24 protein-coding genes are annotated in these 24,180 nt (G+C 71.1%); 6 read left to right on the forward strand and 18 right to left on the reverse strand.

All coding sequences use genetic code 11. The features are described from left to right. Position 1 precedes the first annotated feature (1 nt). Positions 2-847, reverse strand: a complete 846-nt coding sequence (locus JOB34_RS11885; RefSeq protein WP_347813844.1) for an RDD family protein — start codon at positions 845-847, stop codon at positions 2-4. 23 nt (positions 848-870) lie between these two features. On the opposite strand from JOB34_RS11885, the gene JOB34_RS11890 reads away from it, so the two are divergent. Beyond that, complete coding sequence (locus JOB34_RS11890; protein ID WP_208052927.1) at positions 871-1,866, forward strand: stage II sporulation protein M; 996 nt, start codon at positions 871-873, stop codon at positions 1,864-1,866. Positions 1,867-1,929: 63 nt separating this feature from the next. Here JOB34_RS11890 and JOB34_RS11895 read toward each other — a convergent pair whose 3' ends face one another. The 9 genes from JOB34_RS11895 to deoC form a co-directional block, all read right to left on the reverse strand. Continuing rightward, entirely contained in the window at positions 1,930-2,334 is a 405-nt protein-coding gene (locus JOB34_RS11895; protein WP_208052928.1) for a Rid family hydrolase, read from the reverse strand. Between the two features lie 80 nt (positions 2,335-2,414). Beyond that, entirely contained in the window at positions 2,415-3,710 is a 1,296-nt protein-coding gene (locus JOB34_RS11900; RefSeq protein ID WP_208052929.1) for a DUF58 domain-containing protein, read from the reverse strand. A gap of 3 nt (positions 3,711-3,713) precedes the next feature. Then, positions 3,714-4,694 (reverse strand): MoxR family ATPase, encoded by a 981-nt coding sequence (locus tag JOB34_RS11905; protein ID WP_208052930.1) that lies wholly within the window; start codon positions 4,692-4,694, stop codon positions 3,714-3,716. Further along, positions 4,691-5,821 carry a DUF4350 domain-containing protein gene (locus tag JOB34_RS11910; protein WP_208052931.1) on the reverse strand — a complete coding sequence of 377 codons (1,131 nt, stop codon included), beginning with the start codon at positions 5,819-5,821 and terminating at the stop codon, positions 4,691-4,693. Before JOB34_RS11910 ends, JOB34_RS11905 begins: the two co-directional genes overlap by 4 nt. After that, positions 5,818-6,459: a DUF4129 domain-containing protein gene (locus JOB34_RS11915; RefSeq protein WP_208052932.1), complete on the reverse strand. Its 642-nt coding sequence runs from the start codon at positions 6,457-6,459 to the stop codon at positions 5,818-5,820. Before JOB34_RS11915 ends, JOB34_RS11910 begins: the two co-directional genes overlap by 4 nt. Further along, entirely contained in the window at positions 6,446-7,597 is a 1,152-nt protein-coding gene (locus tag JOB34_RS11920; protein WP_208052933.1) for a glycerophosphoryl diester phosphodiesterase membrane domain-containing protein, read from the reverse strand. The genes JOB34_RS11915 and JOB34_RS11920 overlap by 14 nt, the downstream gene beginning before the upstream one ends. Positions 7,598-7,626: 29 nt before the next feature. Beyond that, a complete protein-coding gene (locus JOB34_RS11925; protein ID WP_208052934.1) occupies positions 7,627-8,520 on the reverse strand; it encodes an aldehyde dehydrogenase family protein in 894 nt (297 codons plus the stop codon). Continuing rightward, positions 8,520-9,977, reverse strand: coding sequence for an aldehyde dehydrogenase family protein (locus tag JOB34_RS11930; protein ID WP_208052935.1), 1,458 nt, complete (start codon positions 9,975-9,977; stop codon positions 8,520-8,522). Before JOB34_RS11930 ends, JOB34_RS11925 begins: the two co-directional genes overlap by 1 nt. 5 nt (positions 9,978-9,982) lie before the next feature. Beyond that, complete coding sequence (gene deoC / locus JOB34_RS11935) at positions 9,983-10,966, reverse strand: deoxyribose-phosphate aldolase (protein ID WP_208052936.1); 984 nt, start codon at positions 10,964-10,966, stop codon at positions 9,983-9,985. A 23-nt stretch (positions 10,967-10,989) separates the two neighbouring features. On the opposite strand from deoC, the gene JOB34_RS11940 reads away from it, so the two are divergent. Continuing rightward, positions 10,990-11,631 (forward strand): hypothetical protein, encoded by a 642-nt coding sequence (locus JOB34_RS11940; protein WP_208052937.1) that lies wholly within the window; start codon positions 10,990-10,992, stop codon positions 11,629-11,631. Between the two features lie 4 nt (positions 11,632-11,635). On the opposite strand, the gene JOB34_RS11945 is transcribed toward JOB34_RS11940, so the two are convergent. Beyond that, positions 11,636-13,270, reverse strand: coding sequence for a phospho-sugar mutase (locus JOB34_RS11945; protein ID WP_208052938.1), 1,635 nt, complete (start codon positions 13,268-13,270; stop codon positions 11,636-11,638). Beyond that, positions 13,270-14,100 carry a purine-nucleoside phosphorylase gene (locus JOB34_RS11950; protein ID WP_208052939.1) on the reverse strand — a complete coding sequence of 277 codons (831 nt, stop codon included), beginning with the start codon at positions 14,098-14,100 and terminating at the stop codon, positions 13,270-13,272. The genes JOB34_RS11945 and JOB34_RS11950 overlap by 1 nt, the downstream gene beginning before the upstream one ends. A gap of 40 nt (positions 14,101-14,140) precedes the next feature. Between JOB34_RS11950 and JOB34_RS11955 the strand changes: the two genes are divergently transcribed. Then, entirely contained in the window at positions 14,141-15,538 is a 1,398-nt protein-coding gene (locus tag JOB34_RS11955) for an NAD(P)H-quinone dehydrogenase (protein ID WP_347813845.1), read from the forward strand. A gap of 162 nt (positions 15,539-15,700) precedes the next feature. On the opposite strand, the gene JOB34_RS11960 is transcribed toward JOB34_RS11955, so the two are convergent. Continuing rightward, the gene (locus tag JOB34_RS11960) at positions 15,701-15,886 is read right to left on the reverse strand and encodes a hypothetical protein (protein ID WP_208052940.1); all 186 of its coding nucleotides are present in this window, start codon (positions 15,884-15,886) and stop codon (positions 15,701-15,703) included. A 144-nt stretch (positions 15,887-16,030) separates the two neighbouring features. On the opposite strand from JOB34_RS11960, the gene JOB34_RS11965 reads away from it, so the two are divergent. Further along, positions 16,031-16,621, forward strand: coding sequence for a hypothetical protein (locus JOB34_RS11965; protein WP_179482169.1), 591 nt, complete (start codon positions 16,031-16,033; stop codon positions 16,619-16,621). Between the two features lie 237 nt (positions 16,622-16,858). Here the strand turns inward: JOB34_RS11965 and JOB34_RS11970 are convergent, their stop codons facing one another. Further along, the gene (locus JOB34_RS11970) at positions 16,859-18,631 is read right to left on the reverse strand and encodes a biotin carboxylase N-terminal domain-containing protein (RefSeq protein WP_208052941.1); all 1,773 of its coding nucleotides are present in this window, start codon (positions 18,629-18,631) and stop codon (positions 16,859-16,861) included. Positions 18,632-18,724: 93 nt separating this feature from the next. Between JOB34_RS11970 and JOB34_RS11975 the strand changes: the two genes are divergently transcribed. Together JOB34_RS11975 and JOB34_RS17905 are read left to right on the forward strand one after the other, a co-directional pair. Further along, positions 18,725-19,573, forward strand: a complete 849-nt coding sequence (locus tag JOB34_RS11975; RefSeq protein WP_208052942.1) for an aldo/keto reductase — start codon at positions 18,725-18,727, stop codon at positions 19,571-19,573. Positions 19,574-19,987: 414 nt separating this feature from the next. Then, positions 19,988-20,854 carry a hypothetical protein gene (locus JOB34_RS17905; RefSeq protein ID WP_208052943.1) on the forward strand — a complete coding sequence of 289 codons (867 nt, stop codon included), beginning with the start codon at positions 19,988-19,990 and terminating at the stop codon, positions 20,852-20,854. Between the two features lie 46 nt (positions 20,855-20,900). Here the strand turns inward: JOB34_RS17905 and JOB34_RS11985 are convergent, their stop codons facing one another. The 4 genes from JOB34_RS11985 to JOB34_RS12000 form a co-directional block, all read right to left on the reverse strand. Beyond that, on the reverse strand, positions 20,901-22,286 hold the full coding sequence (locus JOB34_RS11985) for a VWA domain-containing protein (RefSeq protein ID WP_208052944.1): 1,386 nt from the start codon (positions 22,284-22,286) through the stop codon (positions 20,901-20,903). After that, entirely contained in the window at positions 22,270-23,163 is an 894-nt protein-coding gene (locus JOB34_RS11990; RefSeq protein ID WP_179482159.1) for a MoxR family ATPase, read from the reverse strand. Before JOB34_RS11990 ends, JOB34_RS11985 begins: the two co-directional genes overlap by 17 nt. A gap of 140 nt (positions 23,164-23,303) precedes the next feature. Then, positions 23,304-23,708: a superoxide dismutase, Ni gene (gene sodN / locus JOB34_RS11995; RefSeq protein WP_179482157.1), complete on the reverse strand. Its 405-nt coding sequence runs from the start codon at positions 23,706-23,708 to the stop codon at positions 23,304-23,306. A gap of 148 nt (positions 23,709-23,856) precedes the next feature. Then, on the reverse strand, positions 23,857-24,180 hold the full coding sequence (locus JOB34_RS12000) for a S24 family peptidase (protein ID WP_208052945.1): 324 nt from the start codon (positions 24,178-24,180) through the stop codon (positions 23,857-23,859).

Here is a 24,180-nt window from a genome sequence, read left to right on the forward strand (position 1 = left end):
TTCAGCGGCCGGTGAGCTCGTCGACCGGTACGACGCGGGAGCGCTGCCTGGCGTCGCGGGCGAGGCGCTGCTGGTCGCGGCGACGGCGTTCGGCGAGTACGGCGGCCAGGAACTCCTCGTCGGACGTGCCGGGCGGCGGTGGCGGCGCGACGCTCGGGCGCACCGCGGCCGTGAGGTCGGCGCCGAGCCGCGCGCGGGCCGCCGGCGTGAGGGTCCGCCGCCGCAGCAGGAACTGACGCACCGCGAGGGCGGCGCCGTCGGGCAGGGCCGAGATGTCGGTCGACCGGGCCCACCGCTCCAGTCGCATCGGCACCTCCGGCGGCGCCGCGAGTCGCAGGCGCACGTCCTCCTGCACGACGTACGTGCCGGCGGCGAGGTCGCCGAGCCGCTTGACGCGGGTCGTGGCGACCGCCGCGATGACGGCCGGCACGCCGTACGCCATGAAGAGCTCCACGAAGCCCACCAGTCCGCGCACGAACGCATGCCGGAAGACGATCGGGCCACCGTCGTCGCGCACCACGCGGAGCCGGCAGATCAGCTTGCCGAGCGATCGCCCGCGGGTCAGGGTCTCGACCGCCACGGGGACGACCAGGAGGCAGCCGACGGTGCTGAGCAGCGCGAGCGTCTGGGTGGTGGCCGCGCTCGCGTCGAACGACTGCGCGAGGACCACGACGAGGAGCGCGATCAGCAGGAGCAGGTAGAGGACGGTGTCGATCACGCGGGCGACCACGCGGATGGGCAGGGACGCGGGCGGGATGTCGATCAGGACGGCCTCGCCCGTGACCATGGTGTCCGCCTCGGCGCCACGCAGGGCGCGCGGCTCCGCGAGTTTCCCCCGGTCCGTCACGTCGGTCAGCGTACCTTTGCGCCATGGATCTGGACGCGTACGTCGCGGCCCACCACCCGGAGTGGGAGCGCCTGCGTGACCTGGGGGCGCGGCGTCGGTTGACCGCCGCGGAGGCCGACGAACTGCTCGACCTCTATCAGCGCACCGCGACGCACCTGTCCCAGATCCGTTCGGCGGCGGCCGATCCCGCCCTGGTGCAGTACCTGTCCGCCCTGTTGTCACGCGCACGTGCCAGCTCGATGGGCGGGCGCACCAGCACCTGGTCGGGCGTCGCGCAGTTCTTCGCGGTCACCTTCCCGGCGGTGCTCTACCGGCTGCGGCGGTGGTGGCTGACCGTGCTGGTGGTCGACGTGGCGGTGGCGTTCATCATCGGCGTATGGGTCGCGCAGCACCCGGGCGTGCAGTCGTCGTTCATCAGCGGGAAGCAGGCCGATCAACTGGTCAACCACGACTTCGCTGACTACTACTCCCAGTACTCCGCCACCGATTTCGCGACCCGCGTCTGGACCAACAACGTGTGGGTCGCAGCGCTGTGCATCGCGGTCGGCGTGCTGGGCGTGCCGGTGATCTACCTCCTGTTCCAGAACGTGCTGAACGTCGGGATCATCGGTGGCCTGATGGCCTCGCACGGCAAGCTCTCACTCTTCTTCGGGCTGATCCTGCCGCACGGGATGCTCGAGCTGACAGCGGTGTTCGTGGCTGCAGCAGGCGGGCTGAAGCTCTTCTGGTCATGGGTCGAGCCGGGTGACCGCACCCGTCCCGACGCGATGGCCGCGGAGGGACGGTCGGTCATCACGCTGGCGCTCGGCCTGATCGTCGTGCTCCTGGTGACCGGCGTGATCGAGGCGTTCGTGACGCCGTCCGGGCTGCCGACCGCGGCGCGTATCGGGATCGGGGTGCTCGTGGAGGTGCTCTTCCTCCTCTACGTCTTCATCGTCGGCCGGCGGGCCTTCCTGGGCGGTGAGACCGGCGACGTGGCCGAGATCGACCGCAGCGCGGCCCTTCCGACGGTCGGCTGACCCCCGCTTTCGGACATGCACGACGGGGCACATATGCCCCGTTGCGCATGTCCAAAAGAGGTGTCAGAGGACGGCGGCGATGGCCTCGACCTCCACCAGCTGGTCGGGGTAACCGAGCACGGTCACCCCGAGGAGGGTGCTCGGCGGGTCGTGCTCGCCGAACGCGTCCCGCACCACCCGCCATGCGGTGACCAGGTCGGACCGCTCGGCGGAGGCGACGAGTACGCGGGTGGAGACGACGTCCCTCAGCTCGGCGCCGGCGTCGGCCAGGGCGACCTGCAGGTTGCGCATCACCTGGTGCGCCTGAGCCGCCACATCGCCGCGCCCGACCACGCCGCCCTCGTCGTCCAGCGGGCAGGACCCGGCGAGGAAGATCCACCTGGATCCGGCCGGGGCGGTTGCGGCGTAGGCGTATTCGACGGTGTCGGTCAACGTCGACGAACGGATCAGGCGTACGGCGGAGGTCATCGACCCACCCTCTCGCGTTGTGGACGTGCACAGCGGGTCATATCTGCCCCGGTGCGCATGTCCAAAACCGGGGGAAGGGGTCAGAGGAGGGACTGCCGCTTGAGCATCAGGTAGTGGTCGACCAGGGCGGTGGGCAGGTCGTCGGGGGACTCGTCCAGCACCGTGACACCGAGCTGACCGAGGGCGGTCGCCGCCCGCTCGCGCAGGGTGAGAGTCCGCTCGGCCGCGGCCGCGTCGTACGTCTCGAACGCCGTCCGTCGCTGCGAGGCCATCTCACGCAGCACCGGATCGGTCACCGACGCGACGACGACCCGGTGCCGAGCGGTGAGCGCCGGGAGCACCGGCAGCAGTCCCTCCTCGATCGCTGCGGGTTCGAGGGAGGTGAGGAGCACGACGAGGGCGCGCTGGCGTGACAGGCCGTCGACCGCCCCGGCGAGCCGGGACCAGTCCGCCTCGACCAGCGCCGGCTCCAGCGGGGTCATCGCGGTCACCAGCCGGTGCAGCAGCTGAGCGCGGTCGTGGACGCCGATTACCCGGGAGTTGATCATGCGGTCACCGGCCAGGAACTGCACCCGATCGCCCGCGCGCGATGCCAGCGCGGCGAGCAGTAGCGCGGCGTCCATGCTGTGGTCGAGCCGGGTCGTGTCGCCCACCCGGCCGGCGCTGGTACGCGAGGTGTCGAGCAGGATCACCACCCGCCGGTCGCGCTCGGGCTGCCAGGTGCGCACCACCAGGTGCTGTCGCCGGGCGGTCGCGCGCCAGTCCAGGCTGCGCACGTCGTCCCCGTCGACGTAGTCGCGCAGCGAGTCGAACTCGGTGCCCTGCCCGCGCACCCGCACCGCCGCGCGTCCATCGATCTCGCGCAACGCGCGCAGTCGGCTCGGCAGGTGCCGTCGCGAGGGGAACGCCGGCAGTGCGCGCACCGTGCCGGGCACGGCGATCGAGCGCTGTCGGGCAGCCAGCCGCAGCGGTCCGTAGGAGCGCACCGTCGTCCGGTCCGCGAGCCGGTCGCCGCGGCGTACCGGGGTGAGCCCCGTTGTCAGCCGGACACTCTCACCCGGAGGCAGGGATGCCGTATGCCGGGCCGGACCGGCTCCCGCGGAGGGTTGCCACGCGTCCCGCAGCAGTGCCCGCACCTGCCGACGGCCGTCGTTGCGGACCAGCAGCGAGGTCGACGTGGACTCCCCGAGCACGACCTGCGCGCCGGGGGATCGGGTCAGGTGCAACCCCGCCGGCGACCCGGCGAGCAGCACGTCGACGATCACGAGCACGGCCACGACCGCCAGCCACACCAGCACCGACGACGCGCGCGGCACCACCGCGACGTAGATCAGGCCCAGTGCGGCCAGCAGGACGGCGCGTCCGGTGATCGCCATCGGTCAGCGCGGGACGGGGACCGAGCCGGCGGCCGAGTCGAGCACGGCGGACGCTCCCACGCCCTCCAGCTCGGCCTCCGGGCGCAGAGTGATGCGGTGGGCCAGCGTCGACCGGGTCATCGTCTGCACGTCGTCGGGGGTCACGAAATCGCGCCCGGCGAGGAACGCCCAGGCACGGCTCGTGGCCAGCAACGCGGTCGCACCACGCGGGCTGACGCCGAGCGCCACCGAGGGGGAGGTGCGGGTCGCCCGGGCGATGTCGACGATGTAGCCCGCGACCTCGGGAGCGACGCGCACCCGGCGTACGGCGCGCGCACCGGCGGCGATGTCCTCAGCGCTCGCGACGGGGCGTACGCCGGCCGCCTCCAGATCGCGCGGGTCGAAGCCCTCGGCGTGCCGCTGCACGACGATCAGCTCCTGCTGGCGGTCGGGCAGCGCGACGGCGACCTTGAGCAGGAACCGGTCGAGCTGCGCCTCGGGCAGCGGGTAGGTGCCTTCGTACTCCACCGGGTTCTGGGTGGCGGCGACCATGAACGGCGCGGGCAGTGCACGCGGCGTGCCGTCGACCGAGACCTGCCGCTCCTCCATCGCCTCCAGCAGCGCGGACTGGGTCTTCGGCGGCGTGCGGTTGATCTCGTCCGCGAGTAGCAGGTTGGTGAAGACCGGGCCGGGCCGGAAGACGAAGTCCGACGAGCTCCCGTCGTAGACCAGGGATCCGGTCAGGTCGCCGGGCATCAGGTCGGGGGTGAACTGCACCCGCTTGGTCTGCACCGACAGCGACCGCGCCAGCGCACGCACGAGCAGCGTCTTGGCGACGCCGGGCACGCCCTCGAGCAGCACGTGACCGCCCGCGAGCAACGCCACCACGAGGCCGCCGATCGCCGAATCCTGTCCGACCACAGCCTTGTTCACCTCGGTGCGGACGTCGACCATCGCCTGGCGTGCGCGGTCGGCGTCGGCGTGCAGCGACGTGGATTGCGTCATGGGCGGTGTACCTGTCTCTCGAGATCCTGAAGTTGCTGTGCGGTGCGGATGAGCTGCTGTTCGTCGTCGACCGGGCCGCTGACGAGCACGTCGTGCACCTCGCGGGTGTCGCGCGAGGTGGCCTGCGCAGTCTCCCGGACGAGCTCGGCCGGCGGGGTGGTGGGTGACAGCCCGAGGTAGTGGGCGAGCCGGTGGCGGGACGCGATCCGCAACACCTCGGCCGTACGAGCGGTGTCGCGGGCTCGGCGGTAGAGCTGACCCCGGCTGCGGGTGGTCTCGACGGCGGGTACGACAACCGGCAGCGGCTCGCTGACCAGCCGGCCGAGGCGCCGTCCGCGCCACAGCATCAGCAGCACGACGCACGCGGCGGCCAGCCAGATGCCGGGTCCGAGCCAGCGCGGCCAGGGTGACGGGCCACCCGTGCCGGCGGCAGAGGCGTCCGCATGCGCGTCGTCGGCGGCCACCCAGATCACTCGCGGATGAGAGCCCAAGGCGCGCAGGGCGATCGCGGCGTCGTCGGCGGACAGCACCCCGTCGTTGCGCAGGATCTTGGCCGACCCGACGACGATGACGGCGGGTCGTACGCCGGCCACGGCCGGCAGCGTGCGGATGGCGTCGCCGCCGTCCTCGATTCGGACGCATCCGGTGCCGGCTGTCGAGGTGTAGGAGCGGGTGCCCACTCCGCCGTCGAACACGAGACCAGCGAACGGGGCTGCGCTGCACCGTAATTGCGTCACGTTGACGCTGCCCTCTCCGGGCACCTCGCGGATGGGCAGGCCCAGATCCGCCAGCACTGATGCCGGCGGGGCGATCACCACGAGGGCGCCGGCCGACGCCGACTCACGTGCGATGCGCTGCAGCGAAGCCCGACCGAGCAACCCGGCGCGGGTGACGACGACGGTCGAGTCCGCTCCTGCGGACTGCTGCGCCAGCCCGGCCGCGGTGTGGGTGACCTGCACGGAAACCCCCTGCGAGCGCAGCACCTGCGCGACCGCGCGGGCACCGTCCGGCGCGGGCGATCCGGGGTCGAGCGGCTGGCTGCGATGACCCGCGGTGAGCACCGCGACGACCGCGACGGCGACCAGGGCGAGCATCAGAGACGCAAGGAGCAGGCGACCGCGCGTCATGCGAGCTGACCGGTGCGAAGGGGCTCGGGGCGCGTGCGCTCCAGCAGGCTGTCCAGATCGCGCACTCGGGCGCAATCCGCCGCGTCGGCGGTCCTGCCGCCGTAGAGCACGGCGTCGAAGACCGTTGCGGCATCGGACAGCCCGGTGCTCGATGCGGGGAATCTCTCACCGACCACCCTGGCGATCTCATCGGCCGTCAGACCGGGGGCCGGGTCGACCAGCGCACGCTCCACGCCGCGTACGGCGATCGCGCGGAACCAGTCGAGAGTGGCCGAGTCGAGGTCACCGGCACGCTCGGCGGCGTTCGCACGGGCCCGCAGCTCCTCTGCCGAGGTGCTGGGGTCTCCGAGCACCGCGTCGTCGGGCTGGCGGCGCGCGCGCACCCGGCCGCGGCGCAGGCCGGTGACGGCGAGCGTGACGACCAGGATCACCAGCAGCAGTCCGATCAGCCAGGCGATCGAGGGCAGCGTGCCGGTGCTCCCGGAGAGGAGGTCGTCGATCCGGGAGGCGATCCAGTCGTACACGGACTGCAGCAGACTCTTGTGCTGCTGGTACTCGCTCTTGGACAGTTCGCGGCGCAGCAGCTCGCGGCCCTGCTCGACGCCGGGTGTGAGGGGAGTGGCGTCAGCGAGGTGCATCGTCGCGGGAGGCGGCCGCGGACATGAGGGTCACGTCCAGGCCCTCCTTGCGCATCCGTTGATCGATGTAGAGCAACCCGGTGGTGCCGGTGACGAACGGCGCGACAGCCGCGGTCACGACGGCGCTCCACAGCTGCCCGCCGATGAGCAGCAGCACGCTGGCGACCCCGTCGGTCGAATAACCGCCGAGGTTGAGCAACGATCCCGGCACTCCGACGACCGAGCTCACGACTCCCGCGACGAGCGACGCCAGGATCGAGATGCCGAACAGTCGCCAGAACGACGGGCGTGTCAAGGCCCACGACCGCTTGATCGCGGGCACCGGACCGATGCCTTCCAGCACCAGGGCCGGGCTCGCCATCATGAGCCGGACGCTGAGGAGGATGGCGCCGACCACCAGCCCGATGCCCAGCAGGACGCCCAGGATCACCGCGAGCACGGTGCCGACGGTCAGGGCCGCCAGGACGACGATGCCGACGGCGACGGCGACGACGACCAGCCCCAGGACGGCGAGCAGCAGGGTGAGTCCGAGCAGTGGCCACAGTCGAGGGCGGATCCGGGTCCATGTCTCGCGCATGCTGATTCGCCGACCGAGCACGGCGTCGGAGACGACGACGATGAGCATCCCGGCGAGCACGATGCTGCCGATGTAGGTGAAGATCTGTGCCGCCGGGGCGATGAGATCGATCTTGAGCAGATCGGGGTTGGACCCTCCTGCGTCGCTGTTGGACGACAGGTCCAGGCCGTGCGGGAAGACCACGCGCTTCAGCAGGAGCGTGATGACCAGGGTCGGCACCGCCACGATCAGATGCACGATGAGCGCAAGACCGAGGGTTGCGGCGGGGTTGCCGCGGATGGTGGCGAACGCGCCGCCGAAGATGTCACCGAGGGTGAGCGGGCGCAGCGGCACGACACCCGGTTTGGGGGCCATCGGACGGAACTGCGGCCCTCCGTACTGCGGCCCGCCGCTCAGCGGCGGGCCCTGAGGCGGCCCCGCCGGCGGGACGGGTCCGTACGCGCCGTACTGCGGGGGCGGTCGCTCGCCGGTGTGCTGCTGCGGGGGCGCCTGCGTCCCGTACGCCGGCTGCTCGCCGGTGCCGTTCGGACCCCCCGACGGGCTCACCCATCCGTCACTCATGGCCGAACCATAAGGCCTGCGAGGACCACTCAGGTGCCCTTGGGGTGCCAGACGGTCTTGGTCTCGAGGAACGCCCGCATCCGACGCAGGCTGGGAGTGGGCGCGAAGTCCGGCTCCACGGCGTCCGGCCCGTCGCCTGCGGGGCGCAGCACGCGCTTCACCGTGTCGGCGGCCGAGGCCTCGAGATCGGCCCACGCGACGCCGTCGGCGTCCGCTGCGCCCGTCAGGTCGACGGCGTTCACGTCGTGGTGGGACGCCAGCCAGGGAGCCAGCTCCGCGGTGCGGCCGGTGACGATGTTGACCACGCCGCCGGGCACGTCGGAGGTGGCGAGCACCTCCGAGAGGGTCACGGCCGGCAGCGGGCGCTCCTCGCTGGTGAGCACCACCACGGTGTTGCCCGACACGACCGCCGGTGCGATCACGCTGATCAGTCCGAGCAGCGAACTGCGTTGCGGTGCAAGGATGCCGACGACTCCGGTCGGCTCAGGAGCGGAGAGGTTGAAGTAGGGGCCGGCCACCGGGTTGAGATTGCCGAGTACCTGGGCCAGCTTGTCCGGCCACCCGGCGTACCAGACCCAACGGTCGATGGCGGCGTCCACCAGACGCTCCGCCCGGGGGCGGGTCACGCCCTCGCTGGCGATGACGTCGGCCACGAACTGGTCGCGCCGGCCCTCCAGCACCTCGGCCACCCGGTAGAGCACCTGCCCGCGGTTGTACGCGGTCGCGCCCGACCAGCCGGCGAAGGCGCCCCGCGCCGCGACCACGGCATCGCGCACGTCCTTGCGGGAGCCCTGCGCGGCGTTGGCCAGGAAGGACTGCGAACGGCCCTGGGAGACAACGGCGTACGAACGCCCGGACTCACTGCGCGGGAACTTGCCGCCGATGTAGAGCTTGTAGGTCTTACGCACGTCCACCCGAGCCATCAGTCCTCACTCCCCGCCGCGACATAGGCCTCCAGGCCGTGTCTCCCGGCCTCGCGGCCGTAGCCGCTCTCCTTGTAACCGCCGAACGGCGACGTCGGGTCGAACTTGTTGAACGAGTTGGCCCACACCACCCCGGCCCGCAGCCGGTCGGCGGTCCAGAGCACCCGCGACCCCTTGTCGGACCAGATGCCGGCCGACAGCCCGTACGGCGTGTTGTTGGCCTTGGCGACCGCCTCGGCCGGGGTGCGGAAGGTGAGCACCGACAGCACCGGCCCGAAGATCTCCTCCTGCGCGACCCGGTGGGCCTGCGACACGTCGGTGAAGATCGTCGGCGCGAACCAGTAGCCGCGGTCAGGCAGCTCGCACGGCGCGCTCCAGCGGGTCGCGCCCTCGGCCTCACCGGCCTCGACGAGCGCGGTGATGCGGGCCAGCTGCTCGGCGGAGTTGATGGCGCCGACGTCGGTGTTCTTGTCCATCGGGTCACCGACCCGCAACGTGCCGAGGCGGCGCTGCAGGCGGCGTACGACGTCGTCGGCCACCGACTCCTGCACCAGCAGCCGGGACCCGGCGCAGCACACGTGGCCCTGGTTGAAGTAGATGCCGCTGACGATGCCCTCGACGGCCTGGTCGATCGCGGCGTCGTCGTAGACGATGTTGGCGCCCTTGCCGCCCAGCTCCAGGGTGAGGCGCTTGCGGGTGCCGGCGATGGTGCGCGCGATCTGCTTGCCGACGTCGGTGGAGCCGGTGAAGGCGATCTTGTCGACGTCCGGGTGCTCGGTGAGCGCCTGGCCGGTCGCGCCGGCGCCGGTCACGATGTTGACCACCCCGGCGGGCAGGTCGGCCTGCTGGCACACCTGCGCGAAGAGCAGCGCGGTCAGTGGAGTGGTCTCGGCGGGCTTGAGCACGACGGTGTTGCCGGTCGCGAGCGCGGGCGCGATCTTCCACGCCAGCATCAGCAGCGGGAAGTTCCAGGGGATGACCTGGCCGATGACACCCAGCGGTGCCGGGCGCGCACTGGTGGTGAGTCCGGCATACTCCAGTTTGTCGGCCCAGCCCGCGTGGTAGAAGAAGTGCGCCGCCGCCAGAGGGATGTCGACGTCGCGCGACTCCTTGATCGGCTTGCCGTTGTCGAGGGTCTCCAGCACCGCGAACTCGCGGGCCCGCTCCTGCAGGATCCGCGCGATCCGGAAGAGGTACTTGCCGCGCTCGGCACCCGACATCGGTCCCCACACCCGGGTGTAGGCCCTCCGGGCAGCGCGTACGGCGGCATCGACGTCGGCCGCGCCGGCCTCGGCGACGTCGCTCAGCCGCTCACCCGTGGCCGGGTTGACGGTCTTGAACGATGCGCCGTCGGCCGGGTCGACGAACTCGCCGCCGACGAAGAGCCCGTAGGAGGAGGCGATGTCGACGACCGCCCGCGACTCGGGCGCCGGGGCGTATTCGAAACCCGTTGGCATGTCTCTCAGTCCTCGGTGACGTAGTCGGATCCGGAGTAGGCACCGGTGCGCAGTTTCTGGCGCTGCAACAGCAGGTCGGTCAGCAGACTCGACGCGCCGAACCGGAACCACTGGGGCGTGAGCCAGTCCGGTCCCGCGGTCTCGTTGACGGTGACCAGGTGCTTCACGGCGTCCTTGGTGGTGCGGATGCCGCCCGCGGGCTTCACCCCGACCATCGCGCCGGTGAGCGCGCGCCAGTCGCGGACGGCCTCCAGCATGATCAGGACGACCGGCAGGGTCGCCGCGGGCGAGATCTTGCCGGTGGAGGTCTTGATGAAGTCGGCGCCGGCGAGCATCGCCAGCCATGAGGCGCGGCGCACGTTGTCGTACGTCGCGAGCTCGCCGGTCTCGAGGATCACCTTGAGGTGCGCGTCGGCCCGGTCCGGGTTGCTCCGGCAGACCTCCTTCACGGCGGCGATCTGGTCGAAGACGGTGCGGTAGTCGCCGGACAGGAACGCGCCGCGGTCGATGACCATGTCGATCTCGTCGGCACCGGCGGCGACGGCGTCCTGGGTGTCCAGGAGCTTGACGGGCAGGGAGGCGCGGCCGGACGGGAAGGCGGTGCTCACCGCGGCCACGTTGATGCCGCTGTCGCCGAGCGCCTCACGCGCGACGCCCACCATGTCGTTGTAGACGCAGATCGCCGCAACCCGCGGAGTCGACGGGTCGGCGCGGTCGGGGAGGAGGGCCTTGGCGCACAGGTTGCGCACCTTGCCGGGAGTGTCGGACCCCTCCAGCGTGGTGAGGTCGATCATTGAGATCGCCGTGTCGATCGCCCACGCCTTGCTGGTGGTCTTGATCGACCGCGTGCCCAGGGCCGCAGCGCGTGCCTCGGCCCCTACCTGGTCCACCGGCGGCAGGCCGTGCAGCCAGGTGCGCAGCGATCGGTTGGACAGCGCGGACACCCCGAGGAGGTCCCTCGCCTGCGACGTTGCAGTGGTTGCTGACACCGACGCAGCGTACCGTCAGCGCCATGCCGTCCCGACTGGCTCATACCCCCGACGCCACAGATCAGCGCCGACTCTTCCGGCAGTCCGGGGCCATGGTGCTCGGCATCGTCACGATCGTGATCTGCGCCGTGATCCTGGTTTTCGGCCTTTGGTCGATGCACCGGCTGCACGCGGTCGACATCGCGTGGCCGATCGCGGTGGCGCTGCTCGCGTGGGTGCTCTTCGTGCGCCCGTGCGTCGTTCTCACCGAGCAGGCGGTCGTGATCCACAACCTGGTGCGTGATGTGCAGATCCCCTGGGCTGCCGTGGAGTCCACGCAGTCCCGGTGGAATCTGAAGGTGGTCACCACGGGCGGCGCGGGGTACGGATCGTGGGCCATCACCACTCAGCGCCGCCGGGTCCCGAGGGCACAGCGGATCGGCCTGGGGATGGGCAACTTCAGGTCGCGTGCCGAGCGCAAGCAGCCGATCGACGTCGGTGCCTATCTCAATGGTCCCGAGCGCGCGCAGTCGGCGGCCGCGGTCGCCGCCAGCATCGATGAGATGAAGGCCGCGTCGGCCCCGCAGCCCACTGGAGACACCGGCGTACGCGTGCAGCCCGCCTGGTGGGGGATCGCCGCCCTCGGGGCGGCCGTCGTCCTGATCGTCGTCGGCCTCCTGGGCTGACGCGTCACGCCGGGGCGGTCAGGCGCTCCATCTCCGCACGGATGGCCGCGAGCCTGCTCTCGCCGCTCACCCGGTCGGCGTCGATCGCCTCCAGGTAGACCTTCAGCTTGGGTTCGGTGCCGCTCGGCCGCACGATCACTCGCGTGTCGTCGTCGAGCAGGTAGCGCAGCCCCTCCGTGGGCGGCAGGCCGCGGTCACCGCGCGCCAGATCCTCGACGGACACGACGCGTTGGCCGCCGACGCTGCTCGGCGTGGTCGCGCGCAGCCGCGCCATGACGTCGCCGATCAGCGCGAGGTCCTGCACCCGCACCGAGAAGCTGTCGGTCAGGTGGTGGCCGTACGTCGCGGCGAGGTCGTCGAGCGCGTCCAGCAGGGTGGCGCCGCGGCCGGCGAGCGACGCAGCGTACTCCGCCATCAGCAGAGCCGCGCTGACGCCGTCCTTGTCGCGCACCTGGGTCGGGTCGACGCAGTAACCGAGAGCTTCCTCGTAGCCGTAGACCAGGCCCGGCACGCGGCTGATCCACTTGAACCCGGTCAGCGTCTGCTCGTGCCGCACGCCGTGCGCCGCGCACATGGCGGCGAGCAGCCGCGAGGAGACGATCGAGTTGGCCATCACCGCGTCGGCCGGCCAGTCCCGGCGCAGCAGATGGTCGCCGAGCAGCGCGCCGACCTCGTCGCCGCGCAGCATCCGCCATCCGTCGGAGTCGGCCACCGCGACGGCGCACCGGTCGGCGTCGGGATCGTTGGCGATGACCAGGTCCGCATCGACCTCGCGGGCCAGGTCGAGCGCGAGGTCGATCGCGCCGGGCTCCTCGGGGTTGGGGAACGCCACCGTCGGGAATTCCGGGTCGGGCGACTCCTGCTCGGCGACCGAGTAAACGTCATGGAAACCCACGCGCGCCAACGCATCTCGTGCCACCTGCGACCCCACGCCGTGCAGCGCGGTGTGCACGATCCGCAATGCGCGCGGGCCGCCGGGCGTGACGACGCGGGATACGGAGTCGAGGTAGTCCGCCACGATCCCGTCGTCGAGGGTCTGCCAGCCGTCCTGCGCCTGGGGCACGGACGCGGCGTCGGGCACCGCCGTGATGGCGTCGGCGATCTGCTCGTCGACCGGCGACACGATCTGGCTGCCGTCGCCGAGGTAGACCTTGTAGCCGTTGTCCTGCGGCGGGTTGTGGCTCGCGGTGACCATGACGCCGGCGTCCGCGCCGAGGTCGCGGATCGCGAACGCCAGCACCGGTGTCGGCAGCGGACGCGGCAGCACCATCGCGTGGCCCCCAGCCGCCACGACCACCGCGGCGGTGTCCCGGGCGAAGACGTCGGAGTTGTGGCGGGCGTCGTACCCGATCACCACGGTCACGTCCGGTGCGCCGCGCTCCTCCTGCAGGTACGCCGTGAGGCCGGCTGCCGCTCGCAGCACCACGACGCGGTTCATCCGGGCCGGCCCGGCACCCAGCGCGCCGCGCAGGCCGGCGGTGCCGAACTGGAGCAGCCCGGAGAACCGGTCGTCCAGGTCGGCCACGGCGTCGGCGTCGCCGGACCGGACGTCAGCCAGCACTTGCTCCAACTCGGCGCGGGTCTGCGGGTCGGGATCGTCGGCGATCCAGGCGCGGGCCTGATCCTCGAGGGCGGTCATCACATCGCCCGTACGACGTCGGCGAGCAGCGCCCCGCACCGTGCCGCGGCGGCCTGTCCGGCCTCCAGCACCTCGGCATGGGAGAGCGGCTGATCGCTCACGCCGGCCGCGGCGTTGGTGACCAGGCTGATGCCCAGCACGTCGAGCCCGGCCTGGCGCGCCGCGATCGCCTCGAGAGTGGTCGACATGCCGACCAGCTGCGCGCCGAGGACGCCGGCCATCCGCACCTCGGCCGGCGTCTCGTAGTGCGGCCCGCGGAACTGCGCGTAGACGCCCTCGTCGAGCGAGGGGTCGACGGTGCGGGCCAGCTCGCGCAGCCGGGCGGAGTAGAGGTCGGTGAGGTCGACGAAGTTGGCGCCCTCGATCGGGGAGGTCGCGGTGAGGTTGATGTGGTCCGAGATCAGCACCGGGGTGCCGGGCGCCCACTCACGCCGCAACCCGCCGCACCCGTTGGTGAGGACGATCGTCGTACAGCCCACCGCAGCCGCCGTCCGTACCCCGTGCACCACCGCGCGCACCCCGCGCCCCTCGTAGAAGTGGGTGCGGGTGCCGAAGACCAGTGCGCGCCGGTCGGTCTCGCCGATCCGGACCGATCGGATCGTGCCCGTGTGACCGCTGACGGCCGCCGCGGTGAAGCCCGGCACGTCGGTGTTCGCGACGGTGGCGAGCGTCTCGCCGATGCGGTCGGCGGTCTCGCCCCACCCGGATCCGAGCACCAGCGCGACGTCGTGGTGCGGGCTCCCGGTGGCCTCGGCGATCACCTCCGCAGCGCTGCGGGCGACCTCGAACGGGTCGGTGGCGGGGTCTGCGAGGTCGGCTGCGATCGTCACCGGCACAGGCTAGCGAGGTCCCGCGTGGTGAAATGAACCCGTGACGCGTCAGAGAACCGTGGCCATCATCGGCGGAGGACCAGGGGGCTACGAGTCGGCACTAGTGGCCGCCGCGGCCGGTGCCTCCGTCACGGTCATCGAGAACGAGGCGATGGGCGGCGCCGCCGTCCTCACCGACTGCGTGCCCAGCAAGGCGCTCATCGCCACCTCCGACTTCATGTCGCGTTTCGCCTCCGCTGGACGCCTCGGCGTCGGTTTCGAGGGTGCCGGTGAGGACCAGCACGCCGAGGCCCACCTCATCCAGGTCAACGAGCGCATCCTGGCGCTCGCGCAGGCGCAGAGCCACGACATCCGCGCCCAGGTCGAGGGCACCGGGGTGCGGGTCTGCCGCGGCGCCGGCCGGGTCAGCGCACCGGGGAAGGTCACGGTCGAAAGCGAGGACGGCGTCGAGGAGATCTCCGCCGACGTCACCCTGATCGCCGTCGGCACCCGACCCCGCACGATGCCGGCGGCGCAGCCGGACGGCGATCGGATCCTCACCTGGCAGCAGATCTACGACCTCAAGGAGCTGCCCGAGCACCTGATCGTGGTGGGTTCGGGAGTCACCGGCGCCGAACTCGCGCACGCCTATCTCGGGCTGGGGTGCGCGGTCACGCTGGTGTCCTCACGCGACCGGGTGCTGCCCGGTGAGGACGCCGATGCCGCCCTCGTCATCGAGAACGTCTTCCGTCGCCGTGGGATGCAGGTGCTCAACCGGTCCCGGGCCAAGTCGGCCGAACGCACCGACGAGGGCGTCCTCGTCACGCTCGAGGACGGTCGCACGGTCGAAGGCTCGCACGTGCTCCTCGCCGTCGGGTCGATCCCGCAGACGCGCGGCATCGGCCTGGAGGATGCCGGGGTCGAGATGACCGAGTCCGGCCACATCGTGGTCGACCGCGTCTCGCGGACCTCGGCGTCCGGCGTGTACGCCGCCGGCGACTGCACGGGAGTGCTGCCGCTGGCCTCCGTCGCGGCCATGCAGGGGCGCCTCGCGATGGCGCACGCCCTCGGCGACGCGGTGGCTCCGCTGAACCTGCGCGGCGTGTGCGCCAACATCTTCACCGACCCCGAGATCGCCACGGTCGGCTACTCACAGGCCGATGTCGACGAGGGTCGCGTCGAGGCCAAGCTGGTGACGCTGCCGCTCTCGACCAACCCGCGCGCCAAGATGCGCAACATCCGGGACGGTTTCGTGAAGCTGCTGGTCCGGCCCGGCAGCAACACCATCATCGGCGGGGTCGTGGTGGCCCCGCAGGCGTCGGAGCTGATCTTCCCCATCGGGCTGGCCGTGCAGAACAGGCTCACGGTCGACCAGGTGTCCTCGACGTTCTCGGTCTACCCCTCGATGACCGGGTCGATCACCGAGGCCGCGCGCCGGCTGCACTCGCTCGACTACTGATCCTGACCTCCGCCCCTCCTCGAGATGTCGGTTTCGGAGGGTCTGCCGCTGACTGACCCTCCCGAAGGGACATCTCGGCGTACGGCGCAGATCGACGCCCGGGCATGCGAACGGCGCACGTCCCGTCGTGGGACGTGCGCCGTTGCGGTGAAGTAAGGGGGCTCAGTGGCCGAGTGCCAGGCCGCGGTAGTAGGTCACCAGCGGCTTGTGCTGTGCGACGCGCTGCTGGCGGTTGCGTGCGAAGAACTGCACGGTCCAGGTGCCGACGCAGGCGATGAGGGCCACGAGAGCGACGGCGACGATGATCATCGTGCCGGTGAAGAACTGGTCGATGTTCATAACGTTCATGAGTCTGCCTCTGTCTCGATCTTATTGATCACTACGTCTGTAGTGCTCATGTCCTTGACACTACGCCTGTAGTGGAATCGCCGCAAGCGCGGCCCCTGTGTGCTGCCTCACAGGGGCGATGGACGGACGTGAGAGGCTGCGGGCGTGTCCAGGAAGAGCAGGCGCCCCGAGGGGACGGCGGCGCGGCAGGCCCACCTGCTGGAGTCCGCGATCACCGTCGTCGGCCGCGGCGGCCTGCGGGGCCTGACCCACCGTGCCGTCGACCGGGAGGCCGACCTGCCCGAGGGCACCTGCTCGGTCTACTTCCGCACCCGGCTCGCACTGCTGACGGCGCTGACTGCGTTCGTGGCCCAGCGGTTGACCGACGACGTACGCCGGATGGGTGAGGCGCTGCCGGAGTCCAACGGCGACCCCGCGCCGGCCATCGAGGCAACGGTCGAACTGGTGGTGCGCTGGTCGGGTCGTCCCGATCTGCTGATCACGATGACCGAGCTCTACCTGGAATCGGTGCGCACGCCCTCCCTGCGGTCGGCGTCCGGGGCCTGGCGCGACGGGCTGGTCGGCGTCGTGGAGGAGTTGGTGCAGCGATCGGGCAAGTCCGACCCCCGGCGGCGGGCGCAGGGCATCGTGGCCAGCGTCGAGGGTGTCGCGGTGGCGTCCCTGCCGCTGTCGGCGCGGGACCGCAAGACCTACCTGCGCGACACGCTCACCCTGGTGGTCTCCAGCCTCGCCTGAGGCTGTCTCGCCTCTGCACCGTTTGCGTCCCTGCGCCCGTCTTCGCCCCTGCCGGCTTGCCGCTGCGAGTGGCGGTTCTCATGCGGCTTCGACGAGCGCTGCGGCCGTTGCCCCGCCTGCCCGGGCGTGGGTTGTCGGCGCTGCGGTCACTTTCCTGCGCCGCGAGCACGCGCGGAGGTGGATTGTCGGCGCTGCGGTCACTTTCCTGCATGGCGCCTACGCGCGGGCGAGAGGCTGTCAGTCGGTGATCTGGGCCAGCACCGCGCCGGACGTGACCGTCTGGCCGATCTCGGCCGTGAGGCCGGAGATGGTGCCGTCTTTGTGCGCGGTGATCGGCTGCTCCATCTTCATGGCCTCGATCACCACGACCGTGTCGCCGGTCGCGACGGTGTCGCCGTCGGAGGCGACCACCTTGACGATGGTGCCCTGCATGGGCGCGGTGAGCGCATCGCCACCCGCGGCAGCGCCACCGCCGCCGGAACGGCTGCGCTTGGGCGCCTTCGCCCGCCCTGGGGCAGCGCCGCCGCCGCCACCCAGCTGCAGGTCGCCCGGCAGCGAGACCTCGACGCGCTTGCCGCCGATTTCGATGACGAGCTGCTGGCGCGGGGCCGTCTCGGTCGCTTCGGCGGCTGGGCCGTCGTACGCCGGGATGTCGTTGTCGAACTCGGTCTCGATCCACCGGGTGTGCACGGTGAACGGCGTGTCGCCCTCGGGCGCGAACGCGGGGTCGCTGACGACCTTGCGGTGGAAGGGCAGCACGGTCGGCATGCCCTCGACGACCATCTCCTCCAGCGCGCGGCGGGAGCGCTCGAGCGCCTGCTGCCGCGTCGCGCCGGTGACGATGAGCTTGGCGAGCATCGAGTCGAAGGCGCCGCCGATGACGTCGCCGCTCGTCACGCCGGAGTCGACCCGGACGCCCGGACCGCTCGGCGCCTCGAAGCGGGACACGGTGCCCGGCGCGGGCAGGAAGCCGCGACCGGCGTCCTCGCCGTTGATCCGGAACTCGAAGGAGTGGGCGCGCGGCTCCGGGTCGTCGTACCCCAGCTCCTCGCCGCGGGCGAGTCGGAACTGTTCGCGGACCAGGTCGACGCCGGTGACCTCCTCGGAGACCGGGTGCTCGACCTGCAGGCGGGTGTTGACCTCCAGGAAGCTGATGACGCCGTCCTGCCCCACGAGGAACTCGCAGGTGCCCGCCCCCTGGTAGCCGGCAGCGCGCAGGATGTCCTTGGACGCACGCAGCAGTTCCGCGTGCTGCTCGTCGGTGAGGTAGGGCGCGGGCGCCTCCTCCACGAGCTTCTGGTTGCGGCGCTGCAGCGAGCAGTCACGGGTCGAGACGACCACGACGTTGCCGTGCGCGTCGGCCAGGCACTGGGTCTCCACGTGCCGCGGCTTGTCCAGGAACCGTTCGACGAAGCACTCGCCGCGCCCGAACGCCGAGACGGCCTCGCGCACCGCTGACTCGAAGAGCGAGGGGATCTCCTCGATGGTGCGGGCGACCTTCAGGCCGCGCCCGCCACCGCCGTACGCCGCCTTGATGGCGATCGGCAGGCCGTGCTCCTGCGCGAAGGCGACGATCTCGTCGGCGTCGTTGACGGGCTCCTTCGTTCCGGGCACGAGGGGCGCGCCTGCGGCGGTCGCGATGTGGCGCGCCTTCACCTTGTCGCCCAGGGAGTCGATGGCCTGCGGCGACGGGCCGATCCAAGTCAGCCCGGCGTCGATGACGGCCTGGGCGAAGTGGGCGTTCTCGGCGAGGAAGCCGTAGCCGGGATGGACGGAGTCGGCGCCCGACGTACGCGCGACCTCGAGCAGCTTCTCCTGCACCAGATAGGACTCACCGGGAGTCGCGCCACCGAGGGCATGTGCCTCGTCGGCGACCTGCACGTGCAACGCGTCACGGTCCGGATCGGCGTACACCGCGACCGACGCGATGCCCTCGTCCTTGCACGCGCGCGCGATGCGGACGGCGATTTCCCCCCGGTTGGCGATCAGCACCTTCTCGACAGCAGCCATGGTCCGGGACTCTAGTGGGATGAGGCACACCCGGGTCGTCCGGGTGATGAGACGCGCGGGCATACAGAGCCGGGGCACGCGGTTGGACCACACATGACGGACACAACCAGCACTGCAGTTCCCGAGGTCGCCCTGCGCGCCGCTACCGGCACCACCCCGATCCCGCAGCTGGGGTTCGGCGTCTTCCAGGTGGACGACAAGGACACTCCGCCCGCCATCGCGTCGGCGCTCGAGGTGGGCTACCGTTCGATCGACACCGCGCGCATCTACGGCAACGAGGACGGCGTGGGCCGCGCGCTCGCCGCGACCGACGTTCCCCGCGACGAGATCTTCCTGACCACCAAGGTCTGGAACGACGACCAGGGCTACGACAAGACGCTGAAGGCGTTCGACGCCTCCGTCGCCAAGCTCGGCTCCGAGCCGGATCTCTACCTGATCCACTGGCCGACCCCGAAGCACGACACCTACGTCGACACGTTCCGCGCGCTGCTGAAGCTGCGCGACGACGGCCGCATCAAGGTCGCCGGCGTCTGCAACTTCAACATCGAGCACTTGCAGCGTGTGTACGACGAGCTGGGGGAGTACCCCGCCATCAATCAGGTGGAGCTGCACCCGCTCCTGCAGCAGCAGGAGTTGCGTGACTTCCACGCGACCCATGACATCGTGACCGAGGCGTGGAGCCCGCTGGCCCAGGGCGGCGAGCTGCTGAAGGACGCGACCATCGGCAAGATCGCCGACACCAAGGGGGTCTCGCCCGCTCAGGCGATCCTGCGCTGGCACATCCAGATCGGCAACGTCGTCATCCCCAAGTCGGTGACGCCGTCGCGGATCAAGGAGAACTTCGACATCTTCGGCTTCGAGCTGGACGCCGATGACATGAGCACGATCGCGCGGCTGGACCAGGGTGGTCGGGTCGGCCCCGACCCCGCCGAGTTCAACTGACCGACCGCGGCACCAGGCCACCGAGGGGTGGGGAAGCCGTCGGAAGGTGACGGTATTTCCCCGCCCCTCGATGTCGTCCCTGCCCCCGACGGTGATAGCCAACTCCCGACCACCGGTGCGGGCGAGGGTGATCCACCGCACACCCCTGCGATGCAATCCGGCGTCAGCGGTGTGACGAATGATGTCTGATTCGCACTGGAATAGCTGATTGCGGGATAGCTGTGACACGCTTGCGTTGGCCATGACCGTTCGACCGGGGAACTCCTGAGAGCTGTGGAAGGAACGATCGTGGACAAGTCGGGGGCCGGCGTTCATCGCGGACCATCCCGTCGGGCTGTCGCAGGTGGTCTCATCTGGACGGTGCCCGTGATCGCCGTGGGGGCTGCGGCTCCAGCGATGGCCGCGAGCCCGCCCGTGACAAGACAGTTCACGACCCCGGGCAGCACCACCTACACCATCCCCGCAGGCAACAAGTCCGCGACGTTCACGGTCGTCGGCGCGGGTGGCGCGAGTTCGACCACGGTCGCCGGCGGTTCCGGTGCCTCCATCACGGGCACACTTGCGCTCGCCGGTACGACCGCAACGACCCTGACGGTCGTCGTCGGTGCAGCTGGTGCCGCCCTGGGGGTCGGTGGGGCCGGGTACGGCAACGGCGGCTCGTCTTCCACAGCTCTGGGCACCAATGACCGAGGTCGAGGCGGCGGCGGTGGCAGCGCGATACTCACCTCTGCGAACGTCGTCCTGGTCGCGGCCGGCGGCGGTGGCGGTGCGGGCGCATATTCACTTACCGGGTACACCGGAACGACTGGTCTCGGTGGTAATACCGGGACTGCCGGTGGCACGACGACGGTCACTCTGACCAGCGACAACTCCCAATACACCTCGGTCGGCGGTGGCGCCACGACCAGCGCGACCGGAGGCACTGCCGGCAATGGTGGCACCGGCACTGTGACAACCCGGTACGTCGGAGGAGCCGGCGGAAACAACGCGACCGGCGGTAACAACGGAGGCAACGGCGGCGCAGGCGCCTATGTCCCGGCTCAGACCAACGCCGGCACGACGAACATCTGCGGTGGCGGTGGTGGAGGCGGTTATGCCGGGGGCGGTGGCGGCGCGGGTGCGGTCATCACGGGGACGAGCTATGCGCTCTTCGGTGGAGCCGGCGCCGGTGGCAGCAACTACGTCGGCGGTGCTGGTGTCTCCGGCACCACTATTACTAACGCTAACAACGCCGCGGCGAACACCACGGCCACTAACGGCTCGGTCACCATCACCTACTGATCGGGCTGTCGGCAGGGCAGTGCGTCAGCACGGCTGGCGGAACACCTCAGACGGGGAGAACCCGGGCGACGAAGGCGCGTAGCTGGTCCAGATTGCGGCACTCGTGCATGTCGACGACAGCGCCGTACGCCGCCGCGACCGAATCGCCGGTGTCCCACATCCGTGCGGGTTCAGGGTTGAGCCAGGCGACGTGCCGCGCGCGGGCGGCGATGGCCGCGACGTGCGCGACCCCGGGGTCCCCGTAGTTGGTCCGGGCGTCGCCGAGGATGAGCACCGTGCTGCGTGGACCGATGCTCTCCCACTCGCTGCGCACGAAGCCGCGGAACGCCGTGCCGTAGCTGCTGCTCGTGCCGTGAGCGGTGAACTCCCGCGTACGACGGGCCCAGATGCCCAGCGGCGCACCGGGTTCGGCGTCCTTCAGCACATCGGTGATCTCGGCGGTGCTGCTCACGAACCCGTAGGCGCGCACCTTCCGGAACTGCGCGTGCAGGGCCTGCATCAGCAGCATGGTGAAGGTGGAGAAGGCGCCGACCGAGCCGGACAGGTCGGCGAGCACGATGAGATCCGGCCGGTGTCGGCGCCGCTCCCGGTACGCCGGATCGATGGGCACGCCGCCGGTGGACATCGAACGTCGCAGCGTCCGCCGTACGTCGATCTCGCCCCGCCCGGCGGCCCGCCGCGCGGACATCCGGGCTGCGAGCTTGCGCGCCAGGGGGTCGATGTGGCGGCGCAGCTCGTCGAGGTCCTTCGTGCCGGCGCTCAGGAAGTCGCGCTGCTCGATGCCGCTGCCGACCCCGAACCGCGCCACCCGCTCACGCGATCGCACCTGGGTGTTGCGACGCAGCGCCTCGGCCTCGATGCGGCGGCGGAAGGCCGCGACGCGGGCGCGCATCTCCTCGCGGTCGAACCGGTCCGACAGCTGCTCGCCACCCTGACTACTCCCACTGTGTTCACCGCGGGCCCCGCGTGACTGCTGCTGCGCGGCGGCGATCGCGCGCTGCGGCTGCAGTCGGGAGATGGTCTGCGCCGACGAATACCCCTGCTGTTCATCGCCGTTCGCGACTTCACCGAGCAGATCGACTGCGGCGGCTGCGAGGTCTTCGAGCACTTTCGCGTCGTTGTCCGCCAGAGCCTGCACCAGCTGGTCGCGCAGCTCGTCGACCGACGCGGCCCGCGCCACCGTGCGCCGGCCCGGGGCGGCCGGGAAGTAGAGATCGAAGAGCCGGTCGAAGACCTCCCGGTCGCCGGCGCGACGCAGCATCGCCGCGGCCACGCCGCCGCGCAGCCGGGTGCGGTCGTCCAGACCGAGGGCGGTGGCGATCCGGGCGGCGTCCGCGACCTCGCTCGTACCGACCCGGATCCCGTGGTCGCGCAGCGAGGTGGTCAGCTCGACCAGCCGGTCACCGAGCGCGCTCTCAGCCGTCGAGGGCACGGTCCAGGTCCAGCGTGCTGGTGGCGACGCGGATGTCGTCCTGGTGCTTGAGGATGACCCCGAGGGTGCTGCGAACCAGCGCCGGGTCGAGCTCCTTCGTGCCGAGTGCCACGAGGGTGTGCGCCCAGTCGAGGGTCTCGGCGACCGACGGCGGTTTGCGCAACGACCCGGCGCGCAGGGCGCCGACGATGCGCACCAGGGTCTGCGTCAGCGTGTCGTCCAGGCCCGGCGCCTGCAGCCCGACGATGCGGGCCTCCAACTGAGGATCGGGATAGTCGATGTGCAGGAAGAGGCACCGGCGCCGCAGCGCCTCGGACAGTTCGCGGGTGGCGTTGGAGGTCAGGACGACGAACGGCCGGTGGCGTGCGGTCACCGTGCCCAGCTCGGGCACCGTCACCTGGAAGTCGGACAGGATCTCCAGCAGGAGCCCCTCCATCTCCTCGTCGGCCTTGTCCAGCTCGTCGATGAGTAGCACGACCCGCTCCTCGCTGCGGATCGCGGCGAGCAGGGGCCGCGGCAGCAGGAACTCCTCGCCGAAGATGTCGGATTTGACGTCCTGCCAGGCGTGTTCGTGGCTGTCGCGCTCGGCGGTGATCCGCAGCAGCTGCGCCGCGTGGTTCCACTCGTAGAGCGCCCGGGCCTCGTCGACGCCCTCGTAGCACTGCAGCCGGATCAGGTCGGCGCCGATCGCGCGGCTGACGGCCTTGGCCAGCTCGGTCTTGCCGACCCCGGCAGGGCCCTCGACCAGCAGGGGCTTGCCGAGGGCTTCGGCAAGATAGACGGTCGTGGCGATCTCGTCCGAGGCGAGGTATCCGACGTCGGCGAGGGACTGCAGCGCCTGGTCGACACCGGCGAGCGCGGGGTGCGGGGTCGTCATACCGGCCATCCTCGCGTACGCCGCATCGCCGCCCGCGGCCGGTCGATCCGCGAGTGTCCGCAGATTCGTGTACCCGTCCACACGGATCTGCGGACACTCGCAGGGCGGAAACCGAACGAGGGTCGTCGTGAGAGGTGGAGCTAGGACTTCTTGGTCTCCGCGAAGATCGCGGCGATCTCGTCGATCTTGCCCAGCAGCTCGTCGGCCTTGGCGACATCGAACGTCGCCTTCGTGCCTCCGCCACCACCGGCCAGCTTGGTGGCTTCGTTGACGAGGGTGTGCAGCTGGGGGAACTTCTCGAAGTGCGGCGGCTTGAAGTAGTCGGTCCACAGCACCCACAGGTGGTGCTTGACCAGCTCGGAGCGCTGCTCCTTGATGATCGCGGCGCGAATGCGGAAGTCGGGGTCGTCGTTGTCGGCGACCTTCTCGCAGATGGCCTTGACGGACTGGGCCTCGATACGGGCCTGGGCGGGGTCGTACACGCCACACGGCAGGTCGCAGTGTGCGCTGACCTCGATCGTGGGGGCAAGGAAACGGCGGAGCATCAAGTCATCCCTCTCATCGGTCGCCGCGCGGTGACGCGCGGCCGGGTGCAGATGCAACCACCCTACGGCCGGGCACGGGGGGCGGGCCAAGGGCTCCAGCTGCTGCGACGTGGTCGCATCGACGGAGCGTCGAGCGCGACTCGTGCGGTCAGCGTGCTCTGAGCGACCGAGGCAGGCGCAGCAGCACCCTTGCCAGCACGTCGTGCTCAGGGATGGCACCGACCAGCCAGGAGTCGATCCCCTCGGCGGGGTTGTCCCGCTCGGCCCACCAGCCGTCGCCTTCGCGCCGGGTCAGCCACTTGACGGCGATCGGTCGCGGGCCGTCCGGGCCGTCGGGCAGCCGGATGACATGGGCCCGACCGGGAGCCGGGCGTACGCCGTAGGCGACCAGCAAGCGGTCGCCCTCGGCGTACGTCGGCTCCATGGAGCGGCCGCGGACGACGGCCACCCCGATCCGCGGCAGGCCGCGCAT

It is taken from the genome of Allobranchiibius sp. GilTou38 (genome assembly GCF_017565325.1).
GTDB classification, from domain to species: domain Bacteria; phylum Actinomycetota; class Actinomycetes; order Actinomycetales; family Dermatophilaceae; genus Allobranchiibius; species Allobranchiibius huperziae.